At 37.9% G+C, this 24,454-nt stretch carries 28 protein-coding genes; 7 read left to right on the plus strand and 21 right to left on the minus strand.

Annotated features, from left to right (window positions below):
• Positions 1 to 222 precede the first annotated feature (222 nt).
• Positions 223 to 825 (plus strand): anaerobic ribonucleoside-triphosphate reductase activating protein, encoded by a 603-nt coding sequence (nrdG, locus tag HMPREF2988_RS03125; RefSeq protein ID WP_002292348.1) that lies wholly within the window; start codon positions 223 to 225, stop codon positions 823 to 825.
• 53 nt (positions 826 to 878) lie between these two features.
• Here the strand turns inward: nrdG and dinB are convergent, their stop codons facing one another.
• The 10 genes from dinB to dnaX form a co-directional block, all read right to left on the minus strand.
• Positions 879 to 2,000 carry a DNA polymerase IV gene (dinB, locus tag HMPREF2988_RS03130; protein ID WP_002310241.1) on the minus strand — a complete coding sequence of 374 codons (1,122 nt, stop codon included), beginning with the start codon at positions 1,998 to 2,000 and terminating at the stop codon, positions 879 to 881.
• Between the two features lie 108 nt (positions 2,001 to 2,108).
• On the minus strand, positions 2,109 to 2,981 hold the full coding sequence (gene rsmI / locus HMPREF2988_RS03135) for a 16S rRNA (cytidine(1402)-2'-O)-methyltransferase (RefSeq protein ID WP_002315428.1): 873 nt from the start codon (positions 2,979 to 2,981) through the stop codon (positions 2,109 to 2,111).
• A 68-nt stretch (positions 2,982 to 3,049) separates the two neighbouring features.
• Positions 3,050 to 3,397 (minus strand): DNA replication initiation control protein YabA, encoded by a 348-nt coding sequence (locus tag HMPREF2988_RS03140; protein WP_002288076.1) that lies wholly within the window; start codon positions 3,395 to 3,397, stop codon positions 3,050 to 3,052.
• Positions 3,390 to 4,214 carry a PSP1 domain-containing protein gene (locus tag HMPREF2988_RS03145; RefSeq protein ID WP_070769977.1) on the minus strand — a complete coding sequence of 275 codons (825 nt, stop codon included), beginning with the start codon at positions 4,212 to 4,214 and terminating at the stop codon, positions 3,390 to 3,392. Before HMPREF2988_RS03145 ends, HMPREF2988_RS03140 begins: the two co-directional genes overlap by 8 nt.
• Positions 4,215 to 4,249: 35 nt before the next feature.
• On the minus strand, positions 4,250 to 5,188 hold the full coding sequence (holB, locus tag HMPREF2988_RS03150; RefSeq protein ID WP_002292342.1) for a DNA polymerase III subunit delta': 939 nt from the start codon (positions 5,186 to 5,188) through the stop codon (positions 4,250 to 4,252).
• Between the two features lie 13 nt (positions 5,189 to 5,201).
• Positions 5,202 to 5,531 carry a cyclic-di-AMP receptor gene (locus HMPREF2988_RS03155; RefSeq protein WP_002292340.1) on the minus strand — a complete coding sequence of 110 codons (330 nt, stop codon included), beginning with the start codon at positions 5,529 to 5,531 and terminating at the stop codon, positions 5,202 to 5,204.
• Between the two features lie 14 nt (positions 5,532 to 5,545).
• The gene (gene tmk, locus HMPREF2988_RS03160) at positions 5,546 to 6,190 is read right to left on the minus strand and encodes a dTMP kinase (protein WP_002292339.1); all 645 of its coding nucleotides are present in this window, start codon (positions 6,188 to 6,190) and stop codon (positions 5,546 to 5,548) included.
• 63 nt (positions 6,191 to 6,253) lie between these two features.
• The gene (recR, locus tag HMPREF2988_RS03165; RefSeq protein WP_002292338.1) at positions 6,254 to 6,850 is read right to left on the minus strand and encodes a recombination mediator RecR; all 597 of its coding nucleotides are present in this window, start codon (positions 6,848 to 6,850) and stop codon (positions 6,254 to 6,256) included.
• 24 nt (positions 6,851 to 6,874) lie between these two features.
• Complete coding sequence (locus tag HMPREF2988_RS03170) at positions 6,875 to 7,189, minus strand: YbaB/EbfC family nucleoid-associated protein (protein ID WP_002315430.1); 315 nt, start codon at positions 7,187 to 7,189, stop codon at positions 6,875 to 6,877.
• Between the two features lie 20 nt (positions 7,190 to 7,209).
• Entirely contained in the window at positions 7,210 to 8,955 is a 1,746-nt protein-coding gene (gene dnaX / locus HMPREF2988_RS03175; RefSeq protein ID WP_070769978.1) for a DNA polymerase III subunit gamma/tau, read from the minus strand.
• 214 nt (positions 8,956 to 9,169) lie between these two features.
• Here dnaX and HMPREF2988_RS03180 point away from each other — a divergent pair, with 214 nt between their 5' ends.
• From HMPREF2988_RS03180 to HMPREF2988_RS03190, 3 genes are read left to right on the plus strand one after another with little or no spacing between them, the layout of a single operon-like run.
• A complete protein-coding gene (locus HMPREF2988_RS03180; RefSeq protein ID WP_002315432.1) occupies positions 9,170 to 10,417 on the plus strand; it encodes an SPFH domain-containing protein in 1,248 nt (415 codons plus the stop codon).
• A gap of 24 nt (positions 10,418 to 10,441) precedes the next feature.
• Positions 10,442 to 11,626 (plus strand): TFIIB-type zinc ribbon-containing protein, encoded by a 1,185-nt coding sequence (locus HMPREF2988_RS03185; protein WP_002315433.1) that lies wholly within the window; start codon positions 10,442 to 10,444, stop codon positions 11,624 to 11,626.
• Positions 11,623 to 12,420, plus strand: coding sequence for a TPM domain-containing protein (locus tag HMPREF2988_RS03190; protein ID WP_002315434.1), 798 nt, complete (start codon positions 11,623 to 11,625; stop codon positions 12,418 to 12,420). Before HMPREF2988_RS03185 ends, HMPREF2988_RS03190 begins: the two co-directional genes overlap by 4 nt.
• 382 nt (positions 12,421 to 12,802) lie before the next feature.
• Here the strand turns inward: HMPREF2988_RS03190 and HMPREF2988_RS03200 are convergent, their stop codons facing one another.
• Positions 12,803 to 13,459, minus strand: a complete 657-nt coding sequence (locus tag HMPREF2988_RS03200; protein ID WP_002289231.1) for a Crp/Fnr family transcriptional regulator — start codon at positions 13,457 to 13,459, stop codon at positions 12,803 to 12,805.
• Between the two features lie 192 nt (positions 13,460 to 13,651).
• Between HMPREF2988_RS03200 and HMPREF2988_RS03205 the strand changes: the two genes are divergently transcribed.
• Together HMPREF2988_RS03205 and HMPREF2988_RS03210 are read left to right on the plus strand one after the other, a co-directional pair.
• Positions 13,652 to 13,930, plus strand: a complete 279-nt coding sequence (locus tag HMPREF2988_RS03205; protein ID WP_002289230.1) for a hypothetical protein — start codon at positions 13,652 to 13,654, stop codon at positions 13,928 to 13,930.
• A gap of 18 nt (positions 13,931 to 13,948) precedes the next feature.
• Positions 13,949 to 15,157 (plus strand): MFS transporter, encoded by a 1,209-nt coding sequence (locus tag HMPREF2988_RS03210; RefSeq protein ID WP_002315436.1) that lies wholly within the window; start codon positions 13,949 to 13,951, stop codon positions 15,155 to 15,157.
• 76 nt (positions 15,158 to 15,233) lie between these two features.
• Here HMPREF2988_RS03210 and HMPREF2988_RS03215 read toward each other — a convergent pair whose 3' ends face one another.
• The 9 genes from HMPREF2988_RS03215 to HMPREF2988_RS03260 all read right to left on the minus strand — a co-directional run bounded on the left by HMPREF2988_RS03215 (position 15,234) and on the right by HMPREF2988_RS03260 (position 22,727).
• Entirely contained in the window at positions 15,234 to 15,599 is a 366-nt protein-coding gene (locus tag HMPREF2988_RS03215; RefSeq protein WP_002289228.1) for a DUF2512 family protein, read from the minus strand.
• A gap of 156 nt (positions 15,600 to 15,755) precedes the next feature.
• Positions 15,756 to 16,529, minus strand: coding sequence for a DeoR/GlpR family DNA-binding transcription regulator (locus tag HMPREF2988_RS03220; RefSeq protein ID WP_002372773.1), 774 nt, complete (start codon positions 16,527 to 16,529; stop codon positions 15,756 to 15,758).
• Positions 16,530 to 16,702: 173 nt separating this feature from the next.
• Positions 16,703 to 17,563 carry a ketose-bisphosphate aldolase gene (locus HMPREF2988_RS03225; protein WP_070769979.1) on the minus strand — a complete coding sequence of 287 codons (861 nt, stop codon included), beginning with the start codon at positions 17,561 to 17,563 and terminating at the stop codon, positions 16,703 to 16,705.
• A complete protein-coding gene (locus HMPREF2988_RS03230) occupies positions 17,563 to 18,981 on the minus strand; it encodes a PTS fructose transporter subunit IIC (RefSeq protein WP_002328998.1) in 1,419 nt (472 codons plus the stop codon). The genes HMPREF2988_RS03225 and HMPREF2988_RS03230 overlap by 1 nt, the downstream gene beginning before the upstream one ends.
• A gap of 56 nt (positions 18,982 to 19,037) precedes the next feature.
• Positions 19,038 to 19,487 (minus strand): PTS sugar transporter subunit IIA, encoded by a 450-nt coding sequence (locus HMPREF2988_RS03235; RefSeq protein WP_002372778.1) that lies wholly within the window; start codon positions 19,485 to 19,487, stop codon positions 19,038 to 19,040.
• Positions 19,488 to 19,817: 330 nt separating this feature from the next.
• A complete protein-coding gene (locus HMPREF2988_RS13835) occupies positions 19,818 to 20,228 on the minus strand; it encodes a hypothetical protein (protein ID WP_257243291.1) in 411 nt (136 codons plus the stop codon).
• A gap of 467 nt (positions 20,229 to 20,695) precedes the next feature.
• Positions 20,696 to 21,109, minus strand: coding sequence for a thioredoxin family protein (locus HMPREF2988_RS03250; protein WP_257243292.1), 414 nt, complete (start codon positions 21,107 to 21,109; stop codon positions 20,696 to 20,698).
• Between the two features lie 158 nt (positions 21,110 to 21,267).
• A complete protein-coding gene (locus tag HMPREF2988_RS03255; RefSeq protein WP_070769981.1) occupies positions 21,268 to 22,011 on the minus strand; it encodes an ABC transporter permease in 744 nt (247 codons plus the stop codon).
• On the minus strand, positions 22,005 to 22,727 hold the full coding sequence (locus HMPREF2988_RS03260; protein ID WP_070769982.1) for an ABC transporter ATP-binding protein: 723 nt from the start codon (positions 22,725 to 22,727) through the stop codon (positions 22,005 to 22,007). The genes HMPREF2988_RS03255 and HMPREF2988_RS03260 overlap by 7 nt, the downstream gene beginning before the upstream one ends.
• A gap of 421 nt (positions 22,728 to 23,148) precedes the next feature.
• Between HMPREF2988_RS03260 and HMPREF2988_RS03265 the strand changes: the two genes are divergently transcribed.
• On the plus strand, positions 23,149 to 24,045 hold the full coding sequence (locus HMPREF2988_RS03265) for a helix-turn-helix domain-containing protein (RefSeq protein WP_070769983.1): 897 nt from the start codon (positions 23,149 to 23,151) through the stop codon (positions 24,043 to 24,045).
• Between the two features lie 91 nt (positions 24,046 to 24,136).
• Here the strand turns inward: HMPREF2988_RS03265 and HMPREF2988_RS03270 are convergent, their stop codons facing one another.
• On the minus strand, positions 24,137 to 24,400 hold the full coding sequence (locus HMPREF2988_RS03270; RefSeq protein WP_002290330.1) for a type B 50S ribosomal protein L31: 264 nt from the start codon (positions 24,398 to 24,400) through the stop codon (positions 24,137 to 24,139).
• Positions 24,401 to 24,454: the final 54 nt, after the last annotated feature.

Raw genomic sequence — 24,454 nt, forward strand, 5'->3', positions numbered from 1 at the left:
AGATGCAAGCTTTTGAACACCGTTTATTCAGAATAAGGCGCTGTGACAAATCTTTTTTCACCACTCTCTTTCGATGCTTTGTACCTTTGAACGCTCTCTATCAAAATAAGAACAAGCTTTCTTGAACAATGGATTTAGGTCAGTTTGTTCTTATTTATGTGGTCGAGTAGATTTTATCTTCAATAGCTATATCTTTGAACCTTAAATGAAAGAAGTTTTTTTATGAGAAATCCAAAACCAAAAGAATGGTTAGCAAAAGACTACAGTCAAAACTATATTGCTGACTACAAACCGTTTAATTTTGTCGATGGTGAAGGTGTCCGTAACAGTCTTTACGTTAGTGGCTGCTTATTCGCCTGCGAAGGTTGCTTCAACAAAGCGGCGCAAAATTTTCGATATGGCAAACCATTCACACCTGAATTAGAAGAACAAATCATCGCTGACTTGCGCAACGATTACGTACAAGGACTGACTTTATTGGGCGGCGAGCCTTTTTTGAATACAGATGTTTGTTTGCAAGTCGTACGACGTATCCGAAAAGAGTTCGGTACGACAAAAGATATCTGGTCATGGACAGGCTATACCTTTGATGAATTGTTACAAGATTCAGAAGATAAATTAGAACTCCTTTCGCAAATCGATATCCTTGTTGACGGACGCTTTGAATTGAGCAAACGTGACCTAAAACTACAATTTCGCGGAAGCAGCAACCAGCGAATCATTGATGTCCAAAAATCTTTAGAATCCAACCAAGTTATGATTTGGGAAAAATGTACGGATGCAACAGAAACCTATGAACAAATCAAAAAACAAGACTTGATATAAAAACAGCTTTGAGAGAGAAAACGGATTTCCATTTTCAACTCTCAAAGCTGTTTTTATATTTCTTGATTTCCCCATAACGGAAGGACGATATTTTCATAGGTCATCGGGTCAAGATTCGTCAAGGTGATTCCTAACAATCGGATCCCTTTTTCTACTCCCAAGATTTCCTCCCATATAAGACTTGCTTGATAAAAGAGCGCTTCTTTTTTATAGATGTATTCTGGCAATGTCACTCTTTTGGTCACAGTAGAATAATCCGTGTACCTGACCTTCAAAACCACTGTTTTCCCATGTTTTTGGACTCTTCTCAGTGCTTCTTCTACTTTTTCAGCTAGTTGGCGCAACTGAGCCAGCACGGCTTCCTCCGTTTGCAATGGCTGTCCATACGTATGCTCTTTTCCCACAGATTTTCGCTCTCTTGTAACATTTACTGGAGAATCATGGATTCCTCTCACTTTACGATAAAGAGAATAGCCCATTTTTCCAAAATTTCGAATCAACATCATTTCTGTGCATTCATATAGGTCTTTTCCTGTATAAATCCCTAACTCATGCATTCTAGGTACAGTTTTCTTCCCTACTCCATGAAATTTTTCAATTGGCAAAGCTTTTAAAAATGGCACAGCATCTTGAGGTGCAACTACTGTGATCCCTCTAGGTTTTTGATAGTCTGATGCTAATTTGGCCAAAAACTTATTGTAACTTACTCCCGCAGAACATGTTAGCTGGACTCTTTCCCAAATATCTGCCTGGATCATTCGGGCGATTTTGATGGCTGACTTGCAATTGATTTTATTTTCGGTCACATCAAGATACGCTTCATCGATACTAACTGGTTCCACAATGTCTGTATAATGATAGAATACTTCCCGTACTTGTTTGGAAATCTCGCTGTATTTATGATGGTCGCCAGGCTTAAAGATGGCTTGCGGGCAAAGTTCATACGCTTTTTGTGCACTCATTGCTGAATGAATTCCGAATTTTCTTGCTTCATAATTTGCCGTAGTCACTACTCCACGCCCACCAGTGTCACTGGGATGTCTAGCAATTACTAATGGATGCCCACGAAACTCAGGATGATCTCGTTCTTCAACAGAAGCGAAAAAAGCATCCATATCGATATGAATGATTTTTCTTGATGTATCATTATGTAAAGGAAATTGCAGCTCCATCATCCTCACCTCTTAGCCATTATACAGGAACATTCGTTCGCGTTCAAGAGGTTTGAGAAGTTAGTAGCTGTTTTCCACATTGCCGCTTCATTGTATACTACTTATACTATTTCAGTCTAATTCGTGATATTGACGGTAAACTTCTTGTTTTTTCAGTCCATTTTTAAGCGCTACTGCTTTGATAGCAGCATTTGGCTTTTCGCCTGATGCAATCTTTGCTTCTACTTGTTCTTTTAAGGATCCCTGCTCTTCATCCACTTCTGTCCCTGTCGTTTCAAACAAATTTCCTTCTACAAGCAGACAACATTCCCCCTTTACTGGATGTTCTTCGATATATGCAAGTAGTTCTTCTGTACTTCCTCTAAGGTATTCTTCATGGATCTTTGTCAATTCTCGACACAAAACGACTTGGCGATTACCAAAAATGTCTAAGAAATTCGTCAACGTAGCTGTGATCCGATAAGGTGACTCATAGAAAATCAGCGTAGCTGTTTGTTCTTTTAGCTTTTCCAATGTTTCTTTCTGTTCTTTTTTCTTGCGTGGAAGGAAGCCATAAAATAAAAATGGTTGAGGCACTAGCCCTGAAGCAATCAAAGCCGTCATCCCAGCTGTAGGTCCTGGGATAGAGATCACAGAAATCCCTTCTTTTATGCAGGCTAAAACTAGCTCATGTCCAGGATCGCTGATGGAAGGCATTCCTGCGTCACTGACTTGAGCAATCGTTTTTCCTTCTTTTAACAAAGCAATCAATTGAGGGACACGTTCTTTATAATTATGTTCATGTAAACTTTTTTGGGGTGTATGAATCTCGAAGTGATTCAATAATTTTTGTGTATTACGCGTATCTTCGCTTGCGATAAGGTCTGCTTCTTGTAGCATACGAACACTTCTGTAGCTCATATCTTCTAGATTTCCGATTGGCGTCGGTACAAGATATAAATTCCCGTATACTGGATTTCCTTTGAAACTTTTTTGATTATACATCTGTCACAATCTCCTTAATAAAAAAACTGGAGCAGTCTTTCTCCGCTCCAGTCTCCTCTTGTTATTGATCATCGACCGCTTTCGCGATAGATCACTTCTAGACAAAACGCACAAGGCTCGTCATTGTCCCGTCTTGATCCATATAAATCGTAGCAGACATGGAAGCCTTCTTCATAAATTTTTTCAAGATTCATACGAGACTTGGAAAGTTCTTGCTTCACATTTTCAGCTGGAGCTTGTGCAACTTGGTTCAATTCCCGAAGATGTTCTCGCAAGCGTTGATTTTCCATCTCCAAAGTCGTATTTTTTTCTACGATTTCATGCAAAGCATGCTTCATTTCAACAAGTTCTGTTAATGTATTTCTCAACTCTGATTCTAACTGATTCAATCCGTCGTATAATGATCTCTTATCCATTTATCTCACCTACTTGGATAAATTCTTTCAATTCATCCCATTCATATTCGACAGGATTTTCCCGTCCAGTCAGCCGAATACTAACGATACGGCTAAGCAGATTCAACCCTACGACTTTCCCTTTACCATCAGGTGTAACAATTACTTTTCCAAAGTCAGGGAGTTCTTTTTTTGCTGTCTCGTATTCTTCGCTCTCATATTGTAGACAGCACATCAAGCGTCCGCATAAACCGGAAATTTTTGTTGGGTTCAAAGATAAGCTTTGATCTTTTGCCATTTTGATCGATACGGGCACGAAATCGCCTAAAAAAGAAGAACAGCATAATGGACGCCCACATGGACCAATTCCGCCTATTATCTTCGCTTCATCGCGTACACCAATTTGTCGAAGCTCAATACGAGTACGAAATACAGCGGCTAGATCCTTTACCAATTCTCTAAAGTCGATTCGCCCGTCCGCCGTAAAAGAAAAAATCAGTTTGTTTCGATCAAATGTATATTCAGCTTTGATTATTTTCATTTCCAGCTCACGCAACTGCACTTTTTCTTTTGCGATTTGCAATGCATCACGCGCATCTTCTTTATTTTTTTTGTCTTTTTCTAGTTCAGCATTTGATGCTTTATGCAAGATTGGACGAATAGCTTCAGGAAGGTCATTGGGATCAATCTCTTTTTTAGGAAGGACAACAGTAGCAATATGTAAGGATTGCTGAGATTCGACTAATACCTTGTCATTATAAATATATTCAGAGTCTCCTGGTGCAAAATAATAGATATGACCTGCATCTCTATATCGGACACCTACTACTTCTACCATTTCCATCCTCCTTGATTCTCGTCCTCTGCGGCAAGCTAAAAAATCGTCTGCAAAACGAACTGTTCCGCAACAGCTTGAAAACCGACATTGCTACGTAGTTTCTGCTCTGCGATCAATATTCGTTCAATTATCTGGTTTATCTGTTTCACTTTGCCATATTCGCCTTTCGCTACTGCTTGACGCTGTGCTTCCTGATAATAAAACATCAGGACAGATAATCCTGTAAACTGCTGTGTTTTTTCTTTAAATGATTTCACTAATTTTTTTTGGACATAGATAAAGGCTTGAGTGTCTTGCTTTTGCAAGTAAACGAACCATTGATAAATCAAGTCCTTAGCATCATTAAACCATTCATCTTGAGAGATTTCAACTGCTTTTCCTAAACTGTTTGTTAAGAAAGCCAAAAGTTTTGATTTTTCTAATGGAATCTGCTCTTCTTGCAATCGATGGATCAATGCTTCTTTTGAAAGTTCTTGAAAATGCAGCACTTGACAACGGGATTGAATAGTAGGGAGAATCCTTCCTACTGCATCTGTCTCTAATACCGCTAAAAAATCTCCCGGTGGTTCTTCCAAAAATTTCAACAGACTGTTTGCCGCACTGCTATTCATTTTTTCAGCTTCTTTAATCAAAAAAACCTTTTTTCTTGATTCATATCCGCTGCGACTGAATTCCGTCTGCAAACGTCTGATCTGGTCAACTTTGATTGTTTGTCCGTCCGGTTCGATAACCAGAACATCTGGATGTTCTTTCTTTTCGATCCGCTGACAATTGTTGCATTTTCCGCAAGGCTGATTGTCTTCCATTTGGGTACAGAACAGGTGCTGTGCGAGCCACACACCTACTTCATGTTTTCCTGTTCCTTTTTCTCCTTCAAAAAGATAAGCATGAGCGAGACGCCCATGCTCAAAACTCCGTTGAAGCTGCTGATACACGATCGGTTGCATTTGAGCCAAGTTTATTTCTTGATTCATAGCTCAGCTCCTCCTAAAATTGATGGAATCCTTCAACAGGTAAGACGAAGACTGTTGCACCGCCTACTTCTACTTCTACTGGATAAGGGACGCCCCCATCCATCGAGATATCCAATGTAACAGGTGTAGATACAAATTGTTTTCTTGATTCACACGTTTTTTTGATGATTTCCAATGCTTCTTCTACTCGATCATCTTCAATACCCACGATAAACGTGCTGTTTCCAGCCTTAAGGAAGCCGCCTGTCGATGATAATTTTGTGGCACGGATATTTGCATCAATCAATTCATTTGATAAACGGTTGCTGTCTTTGTCTTGGATAATCGCTAAAATAATTTTCATAAACGTTCACCTTCCTAGTTTTCAAAAAATTGCGGATATTGTTCAATAATTGTATGATAACTTGTTTGCAGCACTTCTTCAAAGCTTTTTCTTGCATCAACTTTGTGGATTCTTTCCGGATTCTCTTCTGCCAGCTTTAAGTAAGCATGTCGTACACGCTGGTGGAATTCCAAACCTTCCGAATCTAAACGGTCGATTTGGTTTTGTCTGTTTTTCTTGATTCTTCTTAATCCGGTGTCTGAATCTACGTCAAGATAAAGGGTAAAATCTGGCGTAGTACCTTCTGTAGCAAACTCATTCAACCGAGCAATCTCGGTAACGCCGATGCGTCGGCCTGCACCTTGATAAGCAAGAGAACTGTCGACAAATCTGTCGCATAAAACGATTTTCCCTTTTGCCAGAGCAGGCAAGACCTTTTCGACTAGATGCTGTCTTCTTGCCGCCGCATAAAGTAGTGCTTCCGTGCGTTCATCCATCCGATCATTTTTTGGATCCAGGATCACCGCTCGAATCTCTTCAGCAATCGGGATGCCTCCCGGTTCTCTTGTTTGAATGATTTCTGTTTTTGCTACTTCTTTCAAAAGAGGGAAAAGTTCATTCAAGATGCTGGTTTTTCCTGCACCATCAGGCCCCTCGATTGTAATAAATAGTCCGTTCACATTGTTGCCCCCATCTCTTATGCTGCTTCTATATTGTATCTGAAAAAACATTTAATTAGAAATTTATAACTCGCGTCTTCCTTCGACAGCTTTCAATAGCGTGACTTCATCTGCGTACTCGATATCAGAGCCTACAGACAACCCATGTGCTAAACGTGTTACTTTGATACCGGCTGGTTTAATTAGACGTGAGAGATACATTGCTGTTGCTTCTCCTTCTGTTGTCGCATTTGTTGCGATGATCACTTCTTTTACATCTGCATCATGCAGCCGCTGCAGCAGCGAAGAAATATTGATATCTTCTGGACCTGTCCCTTCCATCGGTGATAACACACCATGGAGTACATGATAAAGTCCGTGATATTCCCGCATTTTTTCCATCGCCATTACATCTTTCGGCTCTTCGACCACTAGGATAATGCTGCGATCACGTGAAGGGTTTCTACATATTTCGCAAGGATCTTCTTCTGTGATGTTTCCGCAGATACTGCAAAAGTGTAAATCTCGTTTTACACTTAACAAAGATTTAGCAAATTCATTCACTACTTCATCTTTCATATCGATTGTATAAAACGCGAGTCTTGTCGCTGTTTTCTGGCCGATTCCTGGAAGTTTCATATAGCTGTCGATCAGTTTCGCAATTGGTTCTGGATATTGCATATTCATTACTCCTTCAGTTTAAAACTAAAATCCTGGTAACCCTTTTGCGTATTTCCCTAATTTTTTCTCAGTTTCCACATCAATTTGTGTGATTGCGTCATTGACTGCCATTACGACAAGATCTTGAAGCATCTCAATATCATCAGGATCAACGACTTCTTCATTGATTTGGATATCCTTCATGCGGCGATCACCTGTAAATACGGCTTTGACCAATTCATTAGTGGCTTTACCTGTAAATTCTGTTTTATTTAGCAGGTCTTGTGCTTCCGCCATTTCTTTTTGCATTTTTTGTACTTGTTTCATCATGCCTTGCATATTGCCCATTCCACGCATCATAATTATCTACTCCTTTTTTCTTAATCATCTACTACTGTAACAGCTTCGGAACCAAAAAGTTCCTCTGCTTTTACTACAAGTGTTTCTTCTGGTACTTCCTGTTCTTGAGGGAGTAATTCGATTTCTCCTTCTGATTCTTCAGAAGCAAAAGAATTTTCTGTTCCCTCTTCTTGTGCTTGCGTCAAATAATTTTTTCGAAGTTCTGGCCAACTTTCTCTTGTGATATAAACCGGATCAGGCGCATAGTCTTTGATCATTCGGCTTAAATTATTGTGTACCGAAAGCTGCAGTTCTTCGTCGTTTGCTGCTCTTTGACAAACAATCTCATAATCAAATGCAATCACTAATCCTGTAGGGCCAGCTGCAACTGGTTCACTTGCTTTAAGCATTGCCCGCTGAGTGACAGAGAGGCTCATCAGCAAATCTTCCCATACTTCTTTTACTTGGTTCAGATGCTGTCTTGTCGCTTCCCGCAGAACTTTATATACTCGTTCCGTCGGTACACGATACGTATTTGTTTGTTTTTTATGATTCGTTTGCTGTACTGGCTGTACTTTTGTAGTTGCAGTTCCTGTGTTACTGCGAAGTTCTTTGATTTCGTTTCTCAGTTCCTTGATCTCTTGTTGCAGCTGTTTTACGATCTGATCATCTGCTGATGCCATTTTTGCTGAAGGAACAGAAGCAGACGGTAGCTGTGCGAGTTTGACTGTAGCGACTTCCAAATAAATAGCGGCACTATTAGTAAATCGGATTTCATTTTGTGTATCGCTCAAAATCTTTATCATTGAAAATAGCTGATCCGCTGAAACAGTTTGTGCCAATTCTGTAAATGTACTTCTGATCGTACTTGATTGTTCCTCAACTAGATTGGGCGCTTGCTGATACATCAGCAGATCACGGCAGTATTGTAACATGTCCTCTAGAAAGCGACGTGATTCTTTGCCAGCTGCGAGAATTTGATTCAACGCTTCCAATGCTTCTGGTACTTCTTTTTTCACGCAAGCACTCAAGTAGCTGTCCATCATTTCGTCTGTCAAGCTGCCTGTTACTTGCATGGCATCATCTAAAGTAATCGTTCCTTCACTAAATGAGATTGCCTGATCGAGAATACTCAATGCATCCCGCATCCCGCCTTCTGCGGAACGGGCAATCACATTCAATGCAGCTGGTTCATAGCTGATAGTCGATTCTTTTAAGATAAATTCAAGATGTTCGACAATATCTGCCGTATTGATCCGTTTAAAATCAAATCGTTGGGTTCGTGAAATGATCGTAGCTGGTATTTTGTGAGGTTCGGTCGTTGCTAAGATGAATATGACACTTTCTTTTGGCTCTTCCAATGTTTTCAACAAGGCATTGAAAGCTCCTGTTGAAAGCATATGTACCTCATCAATAATGTACACTTTGTACGCTGCCTTTGTAGGCGCATAATTTGCCCGATCACGGATAAATCGGATTTCTTCGACTCCATTATTGCTGGCAGCATCGATTTCGATCACATCTTCTTGCGTACCAGCAGTGATTGATCGACACATTTCGCATTCGTTGCATGGTTCACCGTCTTTACTGTTCGGACAGTTGATTGCTTTTGCGAAAATCTTTGCTGCACTTGTCTTTCCGGTTCCTCTGGGTCCTGTAAACAAATAGGCATGTGAGGTTTTGTGGGAAACAATAGCATTTTTTAGTGTCTGTGTCACAGCTTTTTGTCCAACGATGTCTTCGAAACGCTGCGAACGCCAGACTCGATAAAGTGCTTGATATGCCATAAGGATCCCCCTTTTTTAAAAAATTCACTATCTCTTATTATACGTGATATTGGGAAAAAAAACTACTATCCTTCTCGGCTTTTTCAGGTATTTAATCAATACGCAAGTTTCCATTTCAATTCCGTCTCTAGTCCGAGAAGTTTCACTTCTTCCTATGGTATAATAAATAAACAATAATTGTTTGGCATTAGCTGAATCAGAGGAGGAATTTTTTATGGGTCTTATCAAAGCAGCAACAAGTATGGTCGGCGGCGGTCTGGCAGATCAATGGCTAGAAGTCATCGAACCAGACAATATGAGTGATACAACGGTTATGACGAAAGGTGTCAAAGTTCGCAAAGATGACAAACGTGGCTCCAATCGTAAAGGAACAGAAGATGTTTTGACAGACGGAACAGTCGTCCATGTCTATCCAAACATGATGATGCTTTTAGTCGATGGTGGAAAAATCATTGATTATACCGCTGAGGAAGGGTATTACACCATTAAAAACGACGCAGCTCCTTCCATGTTCAACGGAACACTGAAAGAAGCAATTGCTGAAACATTTGACCGATTTAAATTTGGTGGCGTTACACCGCAGAAACAACAAGTTTTTTATATCAACCTCCAAGAAATAAAGGGAATCAAATTCGGTACGAGTGCGCCATTGAACTACTTTGATAATTTCTATAACGCAGAATTATTCTTACGGGCACATGGTACTTATTCTATTCATGTCGTTGACCCGATTTTATTTTATACAAACGCAATTCCTAAAAACAAAACACAAGTAGAAATCAATGATATCAACGAGCAATACTTAGCTGAATTCCTAACAGCATTGCAATCAGCAATCAATCAGATGTCTGCGGATGGACAACGGATTTCTTATGTACCATCTAAGAGTCTGGAGTTAAGCAAATACATGGATACTGCACTGGATGATTCTTGGCGCGAGTTGCGAGGGATGGAGATCGTCTCTGTCGCTGTGGCCAGCATTTCTTACACAGATGATTCTGTGAAACTAATCAATATGCGTAACGAAGGGGCGATGCTAGGTGATCCTAGTGTGCGTGAAGGATACGTGCAAGGTTCCATTGCCCGTGGAATGGAAGCAGCCGGAAAAAATGAAGCCGGAGCAATGACTGGCTTTATGGGCGTAGGTATGGGAATGAATGCAAATGGCTCTTACCTTTCCCAAGCGGCTCAAAACAACCAAGAACAAATCAAGCAACAAGCTGAAAAACAAAATCAACAAGCCGCACAAGGGAATGCAGATACTTGGACGTGTCCAGTCTGTGGGACAGAAAATTCCGGAAAATTCTGTTCCAACTGTGGCGCTGCCAAACCAGTAGAAAACGCTCAGCCTAAGCTACAGATGCGTTGCAGCGAATGTAACGAAATTGTGGATCTTTCCAACGGTATCCCTAAATTCTGTCCAAACTGCGGCAAACCGTTTAAAGGAATCCCCGTTGATTAATTTATTGAGAAAGGTGTGCAGCTGATGGATGTTCTGACACATAAATGTCCTAATTGCGGCGGTCCGTTGACTTTTGATCCTAAAGACCAAAAATTTCATTGCGAATACTGCCTGAATATCTATACCGAAGAAGAAGTCAGCCAATATGAGCAGAAGCAAAAAGAAGCGCGTATGGCTGGCGAAGAGAACAAAGAAGAACCTTCGCCTACAGAAGATTTTACTTTTACAGCCCAAGAACAGCTTACCGACATGAGTGAAGCCGAGCGCAAAGCGTTTGACGAGGCAGGCGGTTTTTCAGATACAGCGGACGAAGCTGCAGGTAATACTGTAGCGATGGATCTTTTCCTTTGTCCCAACTGTGGTGCAGAGATTGTGACCGATGCGACCACTGCTGCGACTTATTGTTACTACTGCCATAATCCCGTCGTACTATCGGGACGTTTAAGCGGAGAATTCTTGCCAAACAAAGTACTTCCTTTTGCTGTCGAGAAAGAAGAAGCAATCAATAGATTTCTCGCTTGGACCAAGAAAAAATGGTTTGTTCCAAAAGCTTTTTTCAATAAAGACCAAATCGATAAGCTGACGGGTGTATATTTCCCTTATTGGGCTACAGATGCTGAAGTAGATGGCACAATGCAGGCAAATGGCACCGTTATCCGCATTTGGCGAATAGGTGACATCGAATACACAGAAACGAAGCAATTTGCTGTTTCAAGAGCAGGAAAGCTTTCTTTTAAAGAACTAGTAAAAAATGCCTTATCAAAAAATACGCAACAAAAGATGGTCGAAGGTGTGCAACCTTTCCCGTTAGATAAAGCAATTGATTTTAAAAGCCAGTATTTAGCCGGGTTCCAAGCAGAAAAAAGAGATATCGAATACGAGGCAATCAAATCGCAAATCCAATCTGAATTAAAAGACTATTCAGAGAAGCTGTTAAAAGATACTGCCAATGGGTATACAACATTGACAGGAGTCCGAACCTCTGCTTCAATCACAAATGAAGTAAATAATTACGTATTGTTGCCGGTATGGCTCGTTACTTATCGAAGCAATGACTCAAGTAAAAAAGTCTACTACTATGCAATGAATGGACAAACAGGAAAAGTCAGCGGTGTCCTGCCGATTAGCCAGAAAAAATTAGGACTGACTGCTCTTGGGATTTTCGTTGGATTAGCGATCCTCTTTCTGATCGGAGGTTACTTGATATGATGAAAAAATTCTTTTTGTTCTTTCTTTTGCTAGTAAGTGTTAGTTGGCCAGTGGCTACTCATGCGGATACAGCGACGGTAAATGACGAGGCTGGGTTGTTCACTACAGATCAAATCCAATCTTTGGAACAACAGGCAGAAAAGCTGAATGAAAAAATCAAAGGACGAGTCTTGATCGTCACAACTACTTCTAATTCAGAAGAACCAAGAGACTTTGCCGATAATTACTTAAGAAAGGCAGTCGGAAATGATCAAAATGGCTCAGTTTTGCTATTGGATATGGGACAGCGTGAAATCTACATTTCGACTTCTGGTAATATGATCGATTATTTGACTGACAGTAGAATCGATTCGATCTTAGATGATGTTTATGATCAGATGACGAATGCTGCCTACTACGATGCTGCAAAAGCGTACTTGTCTAAATCAGCCACATATGTGGAAGACGGAGTTCCAGGAGGACATTATCGTGTAGATGAAGAAACTGGCAAAATCACACGCTATAAAGTTTTGACGACAGTGGAAATCATCATTGCTGTTGTTTTGGCTCTTATCCTTAGTCTTGTCTTTTATTTTGTGACTGTTTCGCGTTATCAATTGAAATCAGGCATCTACAAATATCCGTTCCGAGAAAAATCCAGTATCAAATTAACTGAAAAAACCGATCGTCTGACAAATTCTTTTGTCACGACAAGAAGAATCCCCAAAAGCCCACCTCCTGGAAGCGGCGGTGGCGGAAGTACTACCCACTCTAGCGGTGGCGGGACTTTTGGCGGTGGCGGAAGAAGTTTCTAAAAATAGCTAAATGAATGTTCGCAAAAAGGGCTGTGACACGATTTTTGTCACAGCCCTTTTGTTGCGAATAAACGGTGTTCAAAAGCTTGCATCCGCGGTAATAAGTCCAGCCAAGTTAAAAACATTAGGAGCTGTTTTTACTTGGCTGTTCTTATTACTTGATGCAGAACAGCTTTTTTACAACCTCTTGGTAAACGGTGTTCAATCAGCTGACCCTCGGTATTAGCTCAACACGCTGATTTCACAACCTCTTATTCACGGTGTTCCAGAAGTAGCTTCTTCGGAAATAAGCCGAAATTTGTCAAAAAATTTGAGTAACAATTTTCGGAAATTCCTTCTTATTTCTTGAAGCTGACCACTTCTGTCACAACCTCTTTGTTCATCAAAAGATAATATTGTCTTCTAACAAGTCCATATTCAAAATAACGATATGATGATCTTTCACTGTGATAATACCATCTTTTTTCAACTGCTTTAAAATTCTGTTCACACTGCTAGCAGTTGAAATACCACAAAATTTGGCGATTTCTTCATTTGTGATCGAAAAATCGATCAGCATCCCCTCTTCTGTTCGCACACCGAATAAATCATATAATTCGTAAAGTTGCGTACAAACAGCTCCCAGTTTTCCATTTAACAGCATTTGTTGCATTTTTTTCATCGAATAAAGCAAGCGATAGCGGTAATACTCTTTTACATAGTGTTGCAGCTTTGGGTCTTGGTTGATATTTTGCCAAAATCGCACACGATTGATTCGATAAAACTCTGCATATTCTGATTCAACTCGAATATTATACGGCGAATCGATGAATTGTGAATATTCGTCTTTTAAAAGAGAGACGATTTCAAGATCTTTGATATAGCGAAGGTTAAATTCTCTCCCATCATTTGAAATAACACTTGCTTTTACCGTTCCCTCTTTCAAGATATACGTATGGGAATCTTCCATCCCTTCGAATGTCAAATATTTATGATATCCTTTGCGTATTATCGGAAAATCATTTTTATCCAAATATTCCTTTAAGACTCTACTATCCAATGATGCTCCCCCATCCAAACTTTCATCTAAAAAGATCATACAGTACTTTAAAACTTTTTAAAGTCCAAAGGTATTTTACTAATGATATTAACATTTGTTAAGTACCTTTTTCTATCACTTATGCGATTTTTTTCCTTTTTTTTATTCGTTATACTGCAGAAGTAAAATTTTTTAAGAATAGAGGGAAAAAACATGAATTACTGGATGAACACAATCATTAATCGATTAGAAACAGCGTATCAAACAAGATTTGACATGAAAGCTTCTTTAGTCTTTTTAAATGATGCGTATCAAAACTCGATCGAATTGATCAAAGCAGTGGATGAGAATCCAACAAACGAATGCGAAGAATTTTTAAACCTGTTTATGTCTACACGGGATTTATTTATTCGCCAACTTGTTGATCGCTATCCATCCAATTATCACGATGTAGAAGTCCAAATACAAAAATTAAAAGCATATTCAGCTTAAGGGGAATGTATAACATACATGGAAAAGAAATTATTTAATAAATATTTTATCGGAATCACATTGATCAATTTTATTGTCTACCTGATTTATTATCTGTTGATGGTCATCATGGCAGTCATTGCGCAAGACACATTACACGCCAGCTTGAGCCAAGCAGGTTTTGCTTCTGGAATATATATCATCGGAACATTGCTGGCACGCTTATTCATGGGGAAACAGTTAGAACTATTTGGTCGGAAGTTTACCTTAAGAGGCGGCGCGATTTTCTATCTTCTGACAACATTAGCTTATCTTTATACACCAACTATCGGGGCATTGTATTTAGTTCGATTCTTGAATGGATTTGGTTACGGTACAGTTTCTACAGCTACAAATGCTATCGTTACTGCATATATCCCTGCATCTAAAAAAGGGGAAGGCATCAATTATTACGGATTAAGTACTAGTTTAGCTGCCGCTGTTGGACCATTTTTAGGAATGATTTTGCTGAACATGACTGACTTTCGTTTCATTATTTGGTTTTCAATTGTACTGGTCTTCTTTGTTACGATTGCCTGCCTTGTCTTTCCTGTAAAAAATATTCCATTATCTGAAGAACAAAAAACATCTCTTCGTTCATGGAATATCAATAGTTTTATTGAAAAGAAAGCACTTTTCATTACAGGAATCGCCTTTTTGATGGGTCTTTCTTATTCAAGTGTTTTATCATTTTTATCTTCTTATACAAAAGTAATCCACTTAGTTGCTGCTGGGTCATTTTTCTTCGTCGTATATGCTTTGGTCATCACATTTACACGTCCATTGACTGGAAGGATTTTCGATGTCAAAGGAGAACAATACGTGATGTATCCTAGCTATTTATTCTTAACAGCAGGATTATTTTTACTGAGTGTAACGACAAATAGTGTGACATTGCTTATTTCTGGAGCATTAGTCGGCTTAGGTTATGGTACGTTCATGTCAAATGGACAAGCTGTCTGTTTGAAGATCGTAAAAGAACACCGCATCAGTATTGCTTTGTCTACCTACTTTATTGGTTTAGACCTAGGCTTAGGGGTTGGTCCTTATTTGATGGGGATGCTAAAATCTCTTACTTCATTTAGAGGATTGTATGTGATTGCCGGAGTCATTCCATTGATATGTACAGCGCTCTATCTCGCTAATGGCCGAAAACATAGTCATGAAGCAGAGGGCGAATTGATTGAATCATTGAAAAATGAAATTTAATCTTGATGAATAGATAAAAAAACCGTTCAGATCTGAAAATGATCTGAGCGGTTTTTTGATAAAAACAACTGATGCTTTATTCCATTTTTCGTTCGTCTGGTACGATTCCTTGACTTAACAACCACTTGTGGAAGAACCATTCTGCCACACCGATCAATAGAGCAGGAATCAAGACTTTCATCCAAATATCGACTGTATCATTCATAAAGTATAGATAGAGCCACAAGATAACTGCAGCTGAACCAGCATCTGCGATCGTCGCTGCGATGTTCCCTACTTTACGTAAGATCAACAGATCCCCTAGCACATAGATCATCACTACGATAATTACTCCAACAATCGTTGAATCCATAAAGCTAACACCGTATAAACCGGTCAGCACGACCCACAGAATTGCCCAGATCATGATTGCCTTCACTACCAACGCCTTCACATGTTTCATTTTCTGCACTCCTTTCTCCTGGATAAAAAAGTAAGATTATCTAACAAGATAACCTTTTCATTATTATACCATCGGCTAAGAGAAGCGAGCAAAGATAAGGTCCTATCTAAGAAAATGAAAAAATGGGAAAACACCTTAGAATATTCACGCAATAATTCATCCATACAGACATTCGATATGGTGTTCCTTTACTTTCTCATACTGTTCTTTTGCCAGTTCGTTACTTGTCACCAGATAATCGATTTCATGAAAAGCAATGGCTTGATGCATGAATTTATGTGCAATTTTTTGCTGTGTAACTAAAACGGCAAGCCGGTCTGCTTGTTTTCTAAAAGCTTTTTTGACCATTGCCTCTCCTTCATGAGTTTCTGTTACTCCTTGGCTGAAATCTAGCCCGCGACAACTGATTACCGCTAAATCCGCATAATATGACAATGCATCATTATAAGCTTTTGAACCGTTGATTGTTGCTCGTTTCGGAACAATTGCCCCACCCAGTACAGATACTTTTGCCGTTGTGTATTCACTCAACATAGCAGCTGTGACTATGCCATTCGTAATAATCTGCAAACCATCAAATCTTGCTAAGTTTCGGACTAAATGTAAAGAGGTTGTACTGGAATCCAAGAACAAGACCATATCATCTCGAATCAAAGAAGAAGCTGTATCTGCAATCTTACGTTTTTCTGTTTCTTCTTCTAATTTGGTGATCTTCATCAGGTAAGGCACGTCAATTTTTCGATTGTCAACAAGCATGGCGCCACCGCGAACTCTACGGATCAATCCACTTTTTTCCAGAAAAACAAGGTCACGTTTAATCGTGGCTTCGCTATAATTTACTAACTCGATCAAATCGATGACTCTTGCAAATTGATTGTTTTTTAGATAATTCACAATCTCCTGCTGTCTATTCTCCACTTCATTCAACATAAAATCACCCCATTTACTTTATATAGTAACAGGAAAAAAGAGGTTGTGACAGAAGTGATTGGATTCAAGAAGTAAGAAGAAACTTTTCGAAAAAACTACTTCTGAACATCATGTATCCAAAAGAGGGTATGACAAGACTATTGTCACACCCTTTTGATTACACATTTTTATTTTTAGTATAAACTAGCCTTGCCTACTGTGTTCAAAATTTCCATTTTATGTTTGACTACTTCTTGTACCTTTTTATTAGCTGCTGGATAAATTGCATTCGGCTCGTACATCGATGGATGTTCACTCAATATTTCTCTCAAAGCATTGAAAAAGACACTTTTAAGATCAGAGCTCAAATTCACTTTGGCAACTCCGTATTTTACAGCTTCGCTGACTTCTGCGTCCGGATTACCTGAACCGCCATGCAAAACAAATGGAAGATCGATTTGTTGGTTCAATTCTTTTAGTAAGTCGATATTTAATTTTGGAGTTCTGTTTTTCGGATACAAGCCATGCGCTGTTCCAATTGCTACAGCAAGTGTATCGATTCCTGTTTCTTTCACAAAAATCTTCGCTTGATCAGGATCTGTATAAATGATTGTTTCAGTACCCCCTTCAGCAGAACCATTATTCCCAATCGTTCCAAGCTCAGCTTCCACTGAGACATTTACCGCATGAGCTAACGCAACCACTTTTTTCGTAATCTGTACATTGTCGTCGAATGATTTCAAAGACGCATCAATCATCACGGAAGAATAGCCGTTTCGAATCGCCCGTAAGACATCTTCTATCGTACCGCCATGATCCAAGTGGATAACAATCGGCAGCTTACTTGTATAAGCATAAGCTCTTACTGCCGCAACAAATTCATCACTCAAATAGGCGATTTCATCAGGATGAATTTCTAAGATTACTGGTGCTTCTAATCTCTCTGCTTCTTCGATGATTGCTTTCATCATATCATAGCTGCAAATATTGAAGGCTGGTACTGCAAATTGATTCTCTTTAGCCACTTTCAATAACTCTTTCATTGTATATAACATTACGCTTCCACCTCATTTGTTAGATTTTCATTTTTCGTCCACTTGTCTTGTTTTTTCTCTTTCACTGTTTTTTTCAATAGTCCAAGCATAAAGGCTGTAGTGACTGTACCTGCTGCAATTGCCAAGACATACATAGGTAAATTGTTCATGACATTTGGAATTAGCATCACCCAAATTCCTCCATGAGGTGCCATTGAAGTTACTCCTGCTGCCATGGAAATCCCTGCAGCAACTGCTGAACCTGTCATCAAACTAGGTATCACGCGGATCGGGTCAGATACCGCAAACGGTATAGCACCTTCTGTAATATACGAAGCGCCTAAAATCCAGCATGATTGACCTGAAGTCCGTTCTTCTTTAGTAAATTTATGTTTGAATAATAAAGTAGCTAAAGCAATACCTAGGGGAGGCGTCATTCCTGCAGCCATACAGGCAGCAATCGGTGCATTTACCCCAGCTGACATCAAACCGATTGAGAAAGTCGAAATCGATTTATTGATCGGCCCACCCATATCAGCTGCCATCATGATACCGATAAGTAATCCGAACAATAGCCCGGATGTATTTCCCAAGCTATTCAGCCAATTTGTCAAAGCATCCAACACCCATGTGATTGGTTGTTCAATCACAAATACCATTAACAGCCCAATTATTAAGATCGATAAAAGGGGAACGACAATCAGCTGATAAATAGCAGAAAATTCTTTTTTTACGCTGATTTTATTTGCCAGAAAATCACAGATATACCCTGCTATCACGCCGCCAATCATTCCGCCAAGAAAACCTGAACCACCTGTAGAGGCCAGTAATCCGGCAACAATTCCTGGGGCAAAACCAGCTTTTCCAGCAATCGATGTAGCAATCCCCGCGCCTAACGCAGGAACCATCATGGCAAACGCTGTATCTCCTCCGATCCTTGAAAATGCAGCTGCTAACACATTATAGTCTGCTGAGTTGGGATCAGCCGCTGTAATCCCAAAGGCAAAACTCAGTGCGATGATGATTCCGCCTGCGATCACAAATGGAAGCATGTAATTCACACCATTCATGAAATGATTATAGATTGTCGGCTTTTTCTCATTTGCAACTTGTTCTTTTTCATTAGACACAACGAATACGCCAATATTTCTCAATGCTTCGTCTATCACTACTTGCGGTTCTTTGATTGCTCGGCTTGTAGAGACACGCTTTACTTTTTTCCCGGCAAATCGGTCCAATTCGATTTCTTTATCTACTGCAAGAATGATTGCATCTGCCTCTTTGATTTCTTGTTCAGATAACTGATTTTCTGTTTTTACACCTTGTGTTTCGAATTTTGCTTGATGGTTTAGATTTCTTGCTGTTACTTCTAATTTTTCTGCCGACATATAAGTATGAGCAATTCCAGTTGGACAAGCAGTTACACCAACGATTTTCATGGTTGTTTTCCTCCTTTTTCTTTACTATCGCTACTCGGACAAAGACTCTACTATTTTCATTCTTGACTAATCTGTCTGATGATATCTGCTGGCGTAGTGGCTTCTTTTATTCCCTTTCTAAAATCTGCATTCATCAATCGTCTGGAGAGTGTGCTGAGAATCTCTAGATGCATATCTGCTGATTTTTCAGGAACTACGATGGCAAAAATATATTCAATTGGCATTCCGTCTATCCCGCTATAGTCCGTTAATTTGGCTGTATGAAAAAAACACAGCGCTGGTTTTGTCACATACTTGCTTTTTGCATGGGGAATCCCAAATCCATCTTCTATCCCTGTGGAGATCTCCTCCTCTCGTTTGAATAGTGCCTTAACGACTTTTTGAACATTTCTTACCTTATTTGTTTTTTCCAACACATCCCCTATTCGCTCAAATAATGATCCTTTTGAATCTATCGATGGATCGAAAACAATCAGTTCTTCTGCGATCAATTGATCAAACCTCATATAAAACCTCTCCCCCACAAAAAATGTTAACGTTTTCTTGGAACTGAGGTCAGTATAGCATCGCTAGCTGTATCGTTCAATATTATGAATGAACAGAGGAAAAAGACCCATCATTCGCGTGTATAAGTCATTAAAATGAACGATTCAGCTCATAAACAATCGCAATTCTATAACAAAACAAAAAGCCTTCCTTGAAAGGAAAGCTTAGCTTCTAATTTTAGGTAAATGGTATTTTACTTCGAAATACCCACTCTTCATTTCGTTAATATAAGGTGTTTTTATCACTTGTCTTATAGCAAACTCTTAAATTTGCTCTCATTTATAATTATTCTAATTTCTTTGCTTTTTCGTTAACTCTATTCCCATCGCATTTGAAGTCGTTCCAGAATCTAGCTTACTGCGTATAACGAATATACGCTCATCATCTCTCTTATCCAATGTGTAGGCCCATTGATTATCTTCACAATATATCGTCAACCCATCATTTACTTTTATGCCTGTGAAAGCACCATTAAACTGGTGTTTATCATACGAAATGTCTATTGAATGTTTATCAATGTTGATTGTCCACATTGATTCATCTCCCGTATATACCCATTCTCCACAAAAAAAAGTTAGCTGCTCCCATTCTTCCTTTGATAATTCTAGTTCTTTTTTCTTCGGTTGACTAGCGGGAGAAGAACAAGCCGTACATAATAATATTGTTACTAGAATAAGAGAAGAAATTTTTTTATACTTCACTCCTAACACCCCTAATGCTATTTGTAGTAGCGTATGCTGCACACCATGAAGTTTCCCCTTGATTTTCAAGAAAATCCAAGTTTAGATACTTTTGTCCATACGCTTTGGATAACCTATCAATAGTTTGACTATCCGTAGATAAGCTAAAAATAAATTTGTTCTCGCACTCATTTGTCAATGTACGAAAATTGAAATTACTTAATTTTAATTCGCTAGGACTGATAAAGCATCCAGAGACAAACGAAACCGCTAACAAAAACACTCGCTTAGAATAATTCTCTAAGTAACGTAAATCCACCATTTTAATTATTTTCCCTAATTTTTTCCAAGATCAACTCAATATCTTTTCTTAATTGTGCTATTTGTCGTCGCGTATCATCATTATTTTTTTGAAGTATTTTCAGAGCGTAAAGACAAAATACTAAAAATAAGCCTAGAAGTATCATGCTATATATAGGGATAAACAACTATGCATCCTCCTCAAAAATAGTTTTATTATTTTCTAAAAATTCAGAAATAGCTTTTTCAGTGTAAACACCATCTAATCTATCAACTAAAACACCTTTAGAAATGATTAATAATGAGGGTACTACAGTTAAATCAAGCTTTTCAGCTACTTCCTCTAAGCTCTTTTCATCTTCGTTTCGAGCTATATCAGTTCTATAGTAGCTGGCTTTTATTTCTACACTTTTTAATATGTTCCGAAGGGTAGGTTCGATTTCTTGGCATTGAATACAAGTCGGTCTACCTACATATAATAAGAAAGTATCAGAACCTTCAAGCTTTGATTTTAACACTTCTGTCTTTATCTCAGGTAGAATATTATTCATACTAAATATACCTGTTTGAAAAAACTCTTCATTAAACAAATCAGATTTCATCAATATGTGCTTACAGATTTTCTAATTAGTGGGATAATTAGCTATCAAAAAAATATCAAAGCTAATAATTTTTACTAACTTGGATCTTCACAGATAATCCTATCGGCCCGACTTGACAAAGATCCACGGTTGTTTACGTATAAAGAATGATTGAGAATTTATGATTCTTTTTTTAAACTATTGTATCTAACAAGAGAAAAACAACCTATCGTGATAACTAGTAAACATACAATACTTGATAAAGGTATATTATTCAAATGACCTTTCCAGAGACTCACCAAAATTTTATTCATATGATAAAAAGGATTAATGTAGATAATAACCTTTAAAAATTCAGGAGCAGAACTAACCGGAAACATGAGTCCCGACCCAAATAGAACATATTGGAATGTAATAATTGTAAATGGTAGTACCTGCTTAGTAGATTTAAATAAATCATGCACAGATATGCTTATCAATAGTAGTAGAAAAATGATTAATAAATATCCTAGTAAAAAAGAAAAGAAGTATTTTGTCATTTCCATATCAAAAGCTAACTTAGCAATTAAACAAATCTCTACTAAACCAATAAAAGATAAAGTGATTCCTCTAATAAGATAAGCATACACAATGTGCTTTTTATTGATAGAAGAAAGTATCAGTCGTTTATGAACGCCATTTTCTTTCTCGGTCACAAACTGCATTCCCATATTAAAAAATAGGACTAAAAAAGAAATAAGGAGCCCATACGTAGGTATATAGATATCGAAGCCTTCCACAGAGCCTGCCTGCATTTTAAAAATTGACATAAATACATAAAAGAAAATCCCAGGAAGTAATAATATTGGCAAGGCAAAAAATGGTTCTCTGAAAAAAACAATAAAATCATATTTTACTAAGTTCCTAAATGATGCTGTTAACATGCAGAAACCTCCTTTAGAATTTTAAAATAGGCCTCTTTGAAAAATTTTGCATTATATTGTTGTTTAATATAATCAGGAGTATCATAACTGGCGATTTTTCCTTTATTTAAAACCATAACCCTATCAGAGTACATATCTACTTCTTCCATAGAGTGCGTAGAAAGAATGATAGTTGCACCTTCTCCTTTAGCAATTTTAATTGCTTTCCATAAATTCTCTGAAGCTGCTGGGTCCAACCCTGTTGTAGGCTCATCTAAAAAAAGTAATTCTGGTTTGTGTAAAAAAGTAATTGCTAACAGTACTCGTTGTTTCCAACCCCCAGATAAGGCTTGAAATTTTATAGATAGATGTGAAGTTAAATCAAATATTTGTATTACTTCATCTATTCTAGGTTTATCAATATTATAAAAACTTGCAAATAATGTTAAAATTTCTTCTGTCTTCAGATAAGAGTACATTCCTCCCTCTTGAAGAATTACACCAATTTTTTTTCTAATTTTATTTAGATTTCTATTTTCCACAATGTCATTCATTAAAATCATACTGCCACTATCAAAATTTCTAAGCGTCATCATTATTTCTAGTAATGTTGTTTTTCCCATACCATTTGGTCCAACAATAGCAATTATTTCATTGTCCTTAATTGTAAATGAGATATCATTAAGTACAGGTTTTCTTTTGTAACTTTTAGATATATTTTTAGCTTCTACTTTCATTACAATCTACTCCTTTATAAATTTTATAGGTTTCTAATGCTAAAGTATAAGTATTCATTTTGAACACAGAATTGATTGGTAATTGTGCATCCTCACCAATATATGCTAACGTATCTAGTATTAGGAAATAAATTATACGATTGATTAATCCTGCGCCTATATAAGCTGCTGTCTTCGATAATCGACCACAATAGGAAGTAATTGTGCCTGATAGTCCTCATAAGAACAAGTTTCTTTCCCAATAATCAAGGGGCCAATTAACAGTTCACTCCAGATAACAACCTATCCCCGATTTTCAATATTAAATACACACCTCCCGTGTTTTTATTTTATCTACTATGTTATTATGATTAAAAATACGTATTATTTTCATTTTGTGATTAATTTGCGCATAACAATTATAAAAGAACGGAGCGGTGATATGGATAGCGGGGAATTGCTTAAGAAATTGCGTGTAGAAAGAGGTATCTCTCAAAAAAATTTAGCTCACAAAATAACAACAAGAAATACATTATCTAGATATGAAACTGGAAAAAATAGCATACCTTTTGTTATTTTATTGGAATTTCTTGATAAATTGAATATAACCATGGATGAATTTGTCTTATATCTAGAATTTGATAGCATACGAAAGAAAAATAAAAAGATAAAAGATTTTATTAAAGCTACTAGAGAGAATAGAGGATCACGGAAGTATACTTTAGAAATCATTCGAAAAAAAGCAAATACTACACGAGACATTGTTGATATTCGCAACTATTTAATCATAAAAACTTTTGATTGGTATACTCTGCCCATAGAAAAACGTAAGCTGAATAAAAATGATAAAGAACACCTGGATCACTTTGCCAATTATTTAGAAAAAGTAAATGAGTGGGGAAGATTTGAAATGATCAGTTTTAGCTCATTACTGTTTCTTTTTGATACAAACTATATTTCCCAAAGGCTTACAGAAATCGAACGCAAAATTGAAAAATACAACGATTTTGAAATATTCCATCCGATATTATCCAGTCTTTATAATAATGCTTTTCTTTTAATGTTAGAACGCAAAAATATTCACTTTTCTAAACAATACTTACAAAAATTTGAAGCTACTCATCATAGATTATTGTTTGCAAAAGATACTCAGATATCCATTCAATTTTATAAGGCATTAATCTGTCATATAGAAGGAGATAGCATCAAAGGACGAAAACGAATAATGAAAATTTTACAAGGACTAGAATTATTAGAGATGGATAGTTTAATCAATGAATTTAAATTTGATTTAATAAAATTCGAAAAAATTTACTGTATCCCACCCATTTTTGAGTAACGATATCCATCTATTCATTATGGTCAAAAACGAAAAAAACAGACTATCCCTATCGGATAGTCTGCTAAACGTTGAGTTATCAGCGTTTTTATTATTCCGCAGCGTTTGCGTCTTTGAGACCGTATTTTTTGTTGAAACGGTCCACACGTCCGTCTGCTTGTGTGAATTTTTGACGTCCAGTGTAGAATGGATGTGAGTCAGAAGTTACTTCGACACGGATGACTGGGTATGTATTACCGTCTTCCCATTCAACTGTTTCTTGTGAAGTTTTTGTTGAACCTGACAAGAATTTGAAACCAGTTGTTGAATCCATGAATACTACTGGGTGGTAATCTGGATGGATGTTTTCTTTCATGATTTTTTCGCTCCTTTGCCCTGCTCCATTTGCTGAACCAGAGTTGATTTGTCG

Origin of the sequence: Enterococcus sp. HMSC061C05, assembly GCF_001814765.1 — a bacterium.
In the GTDB taxonomy this organism is placed as follows: domain Bacteria; phylum Bacillota; class Bacilli; order Lactobacillales; family Enterococcaceae; genus Enterococcus_B; species Enterococcus_B lactis.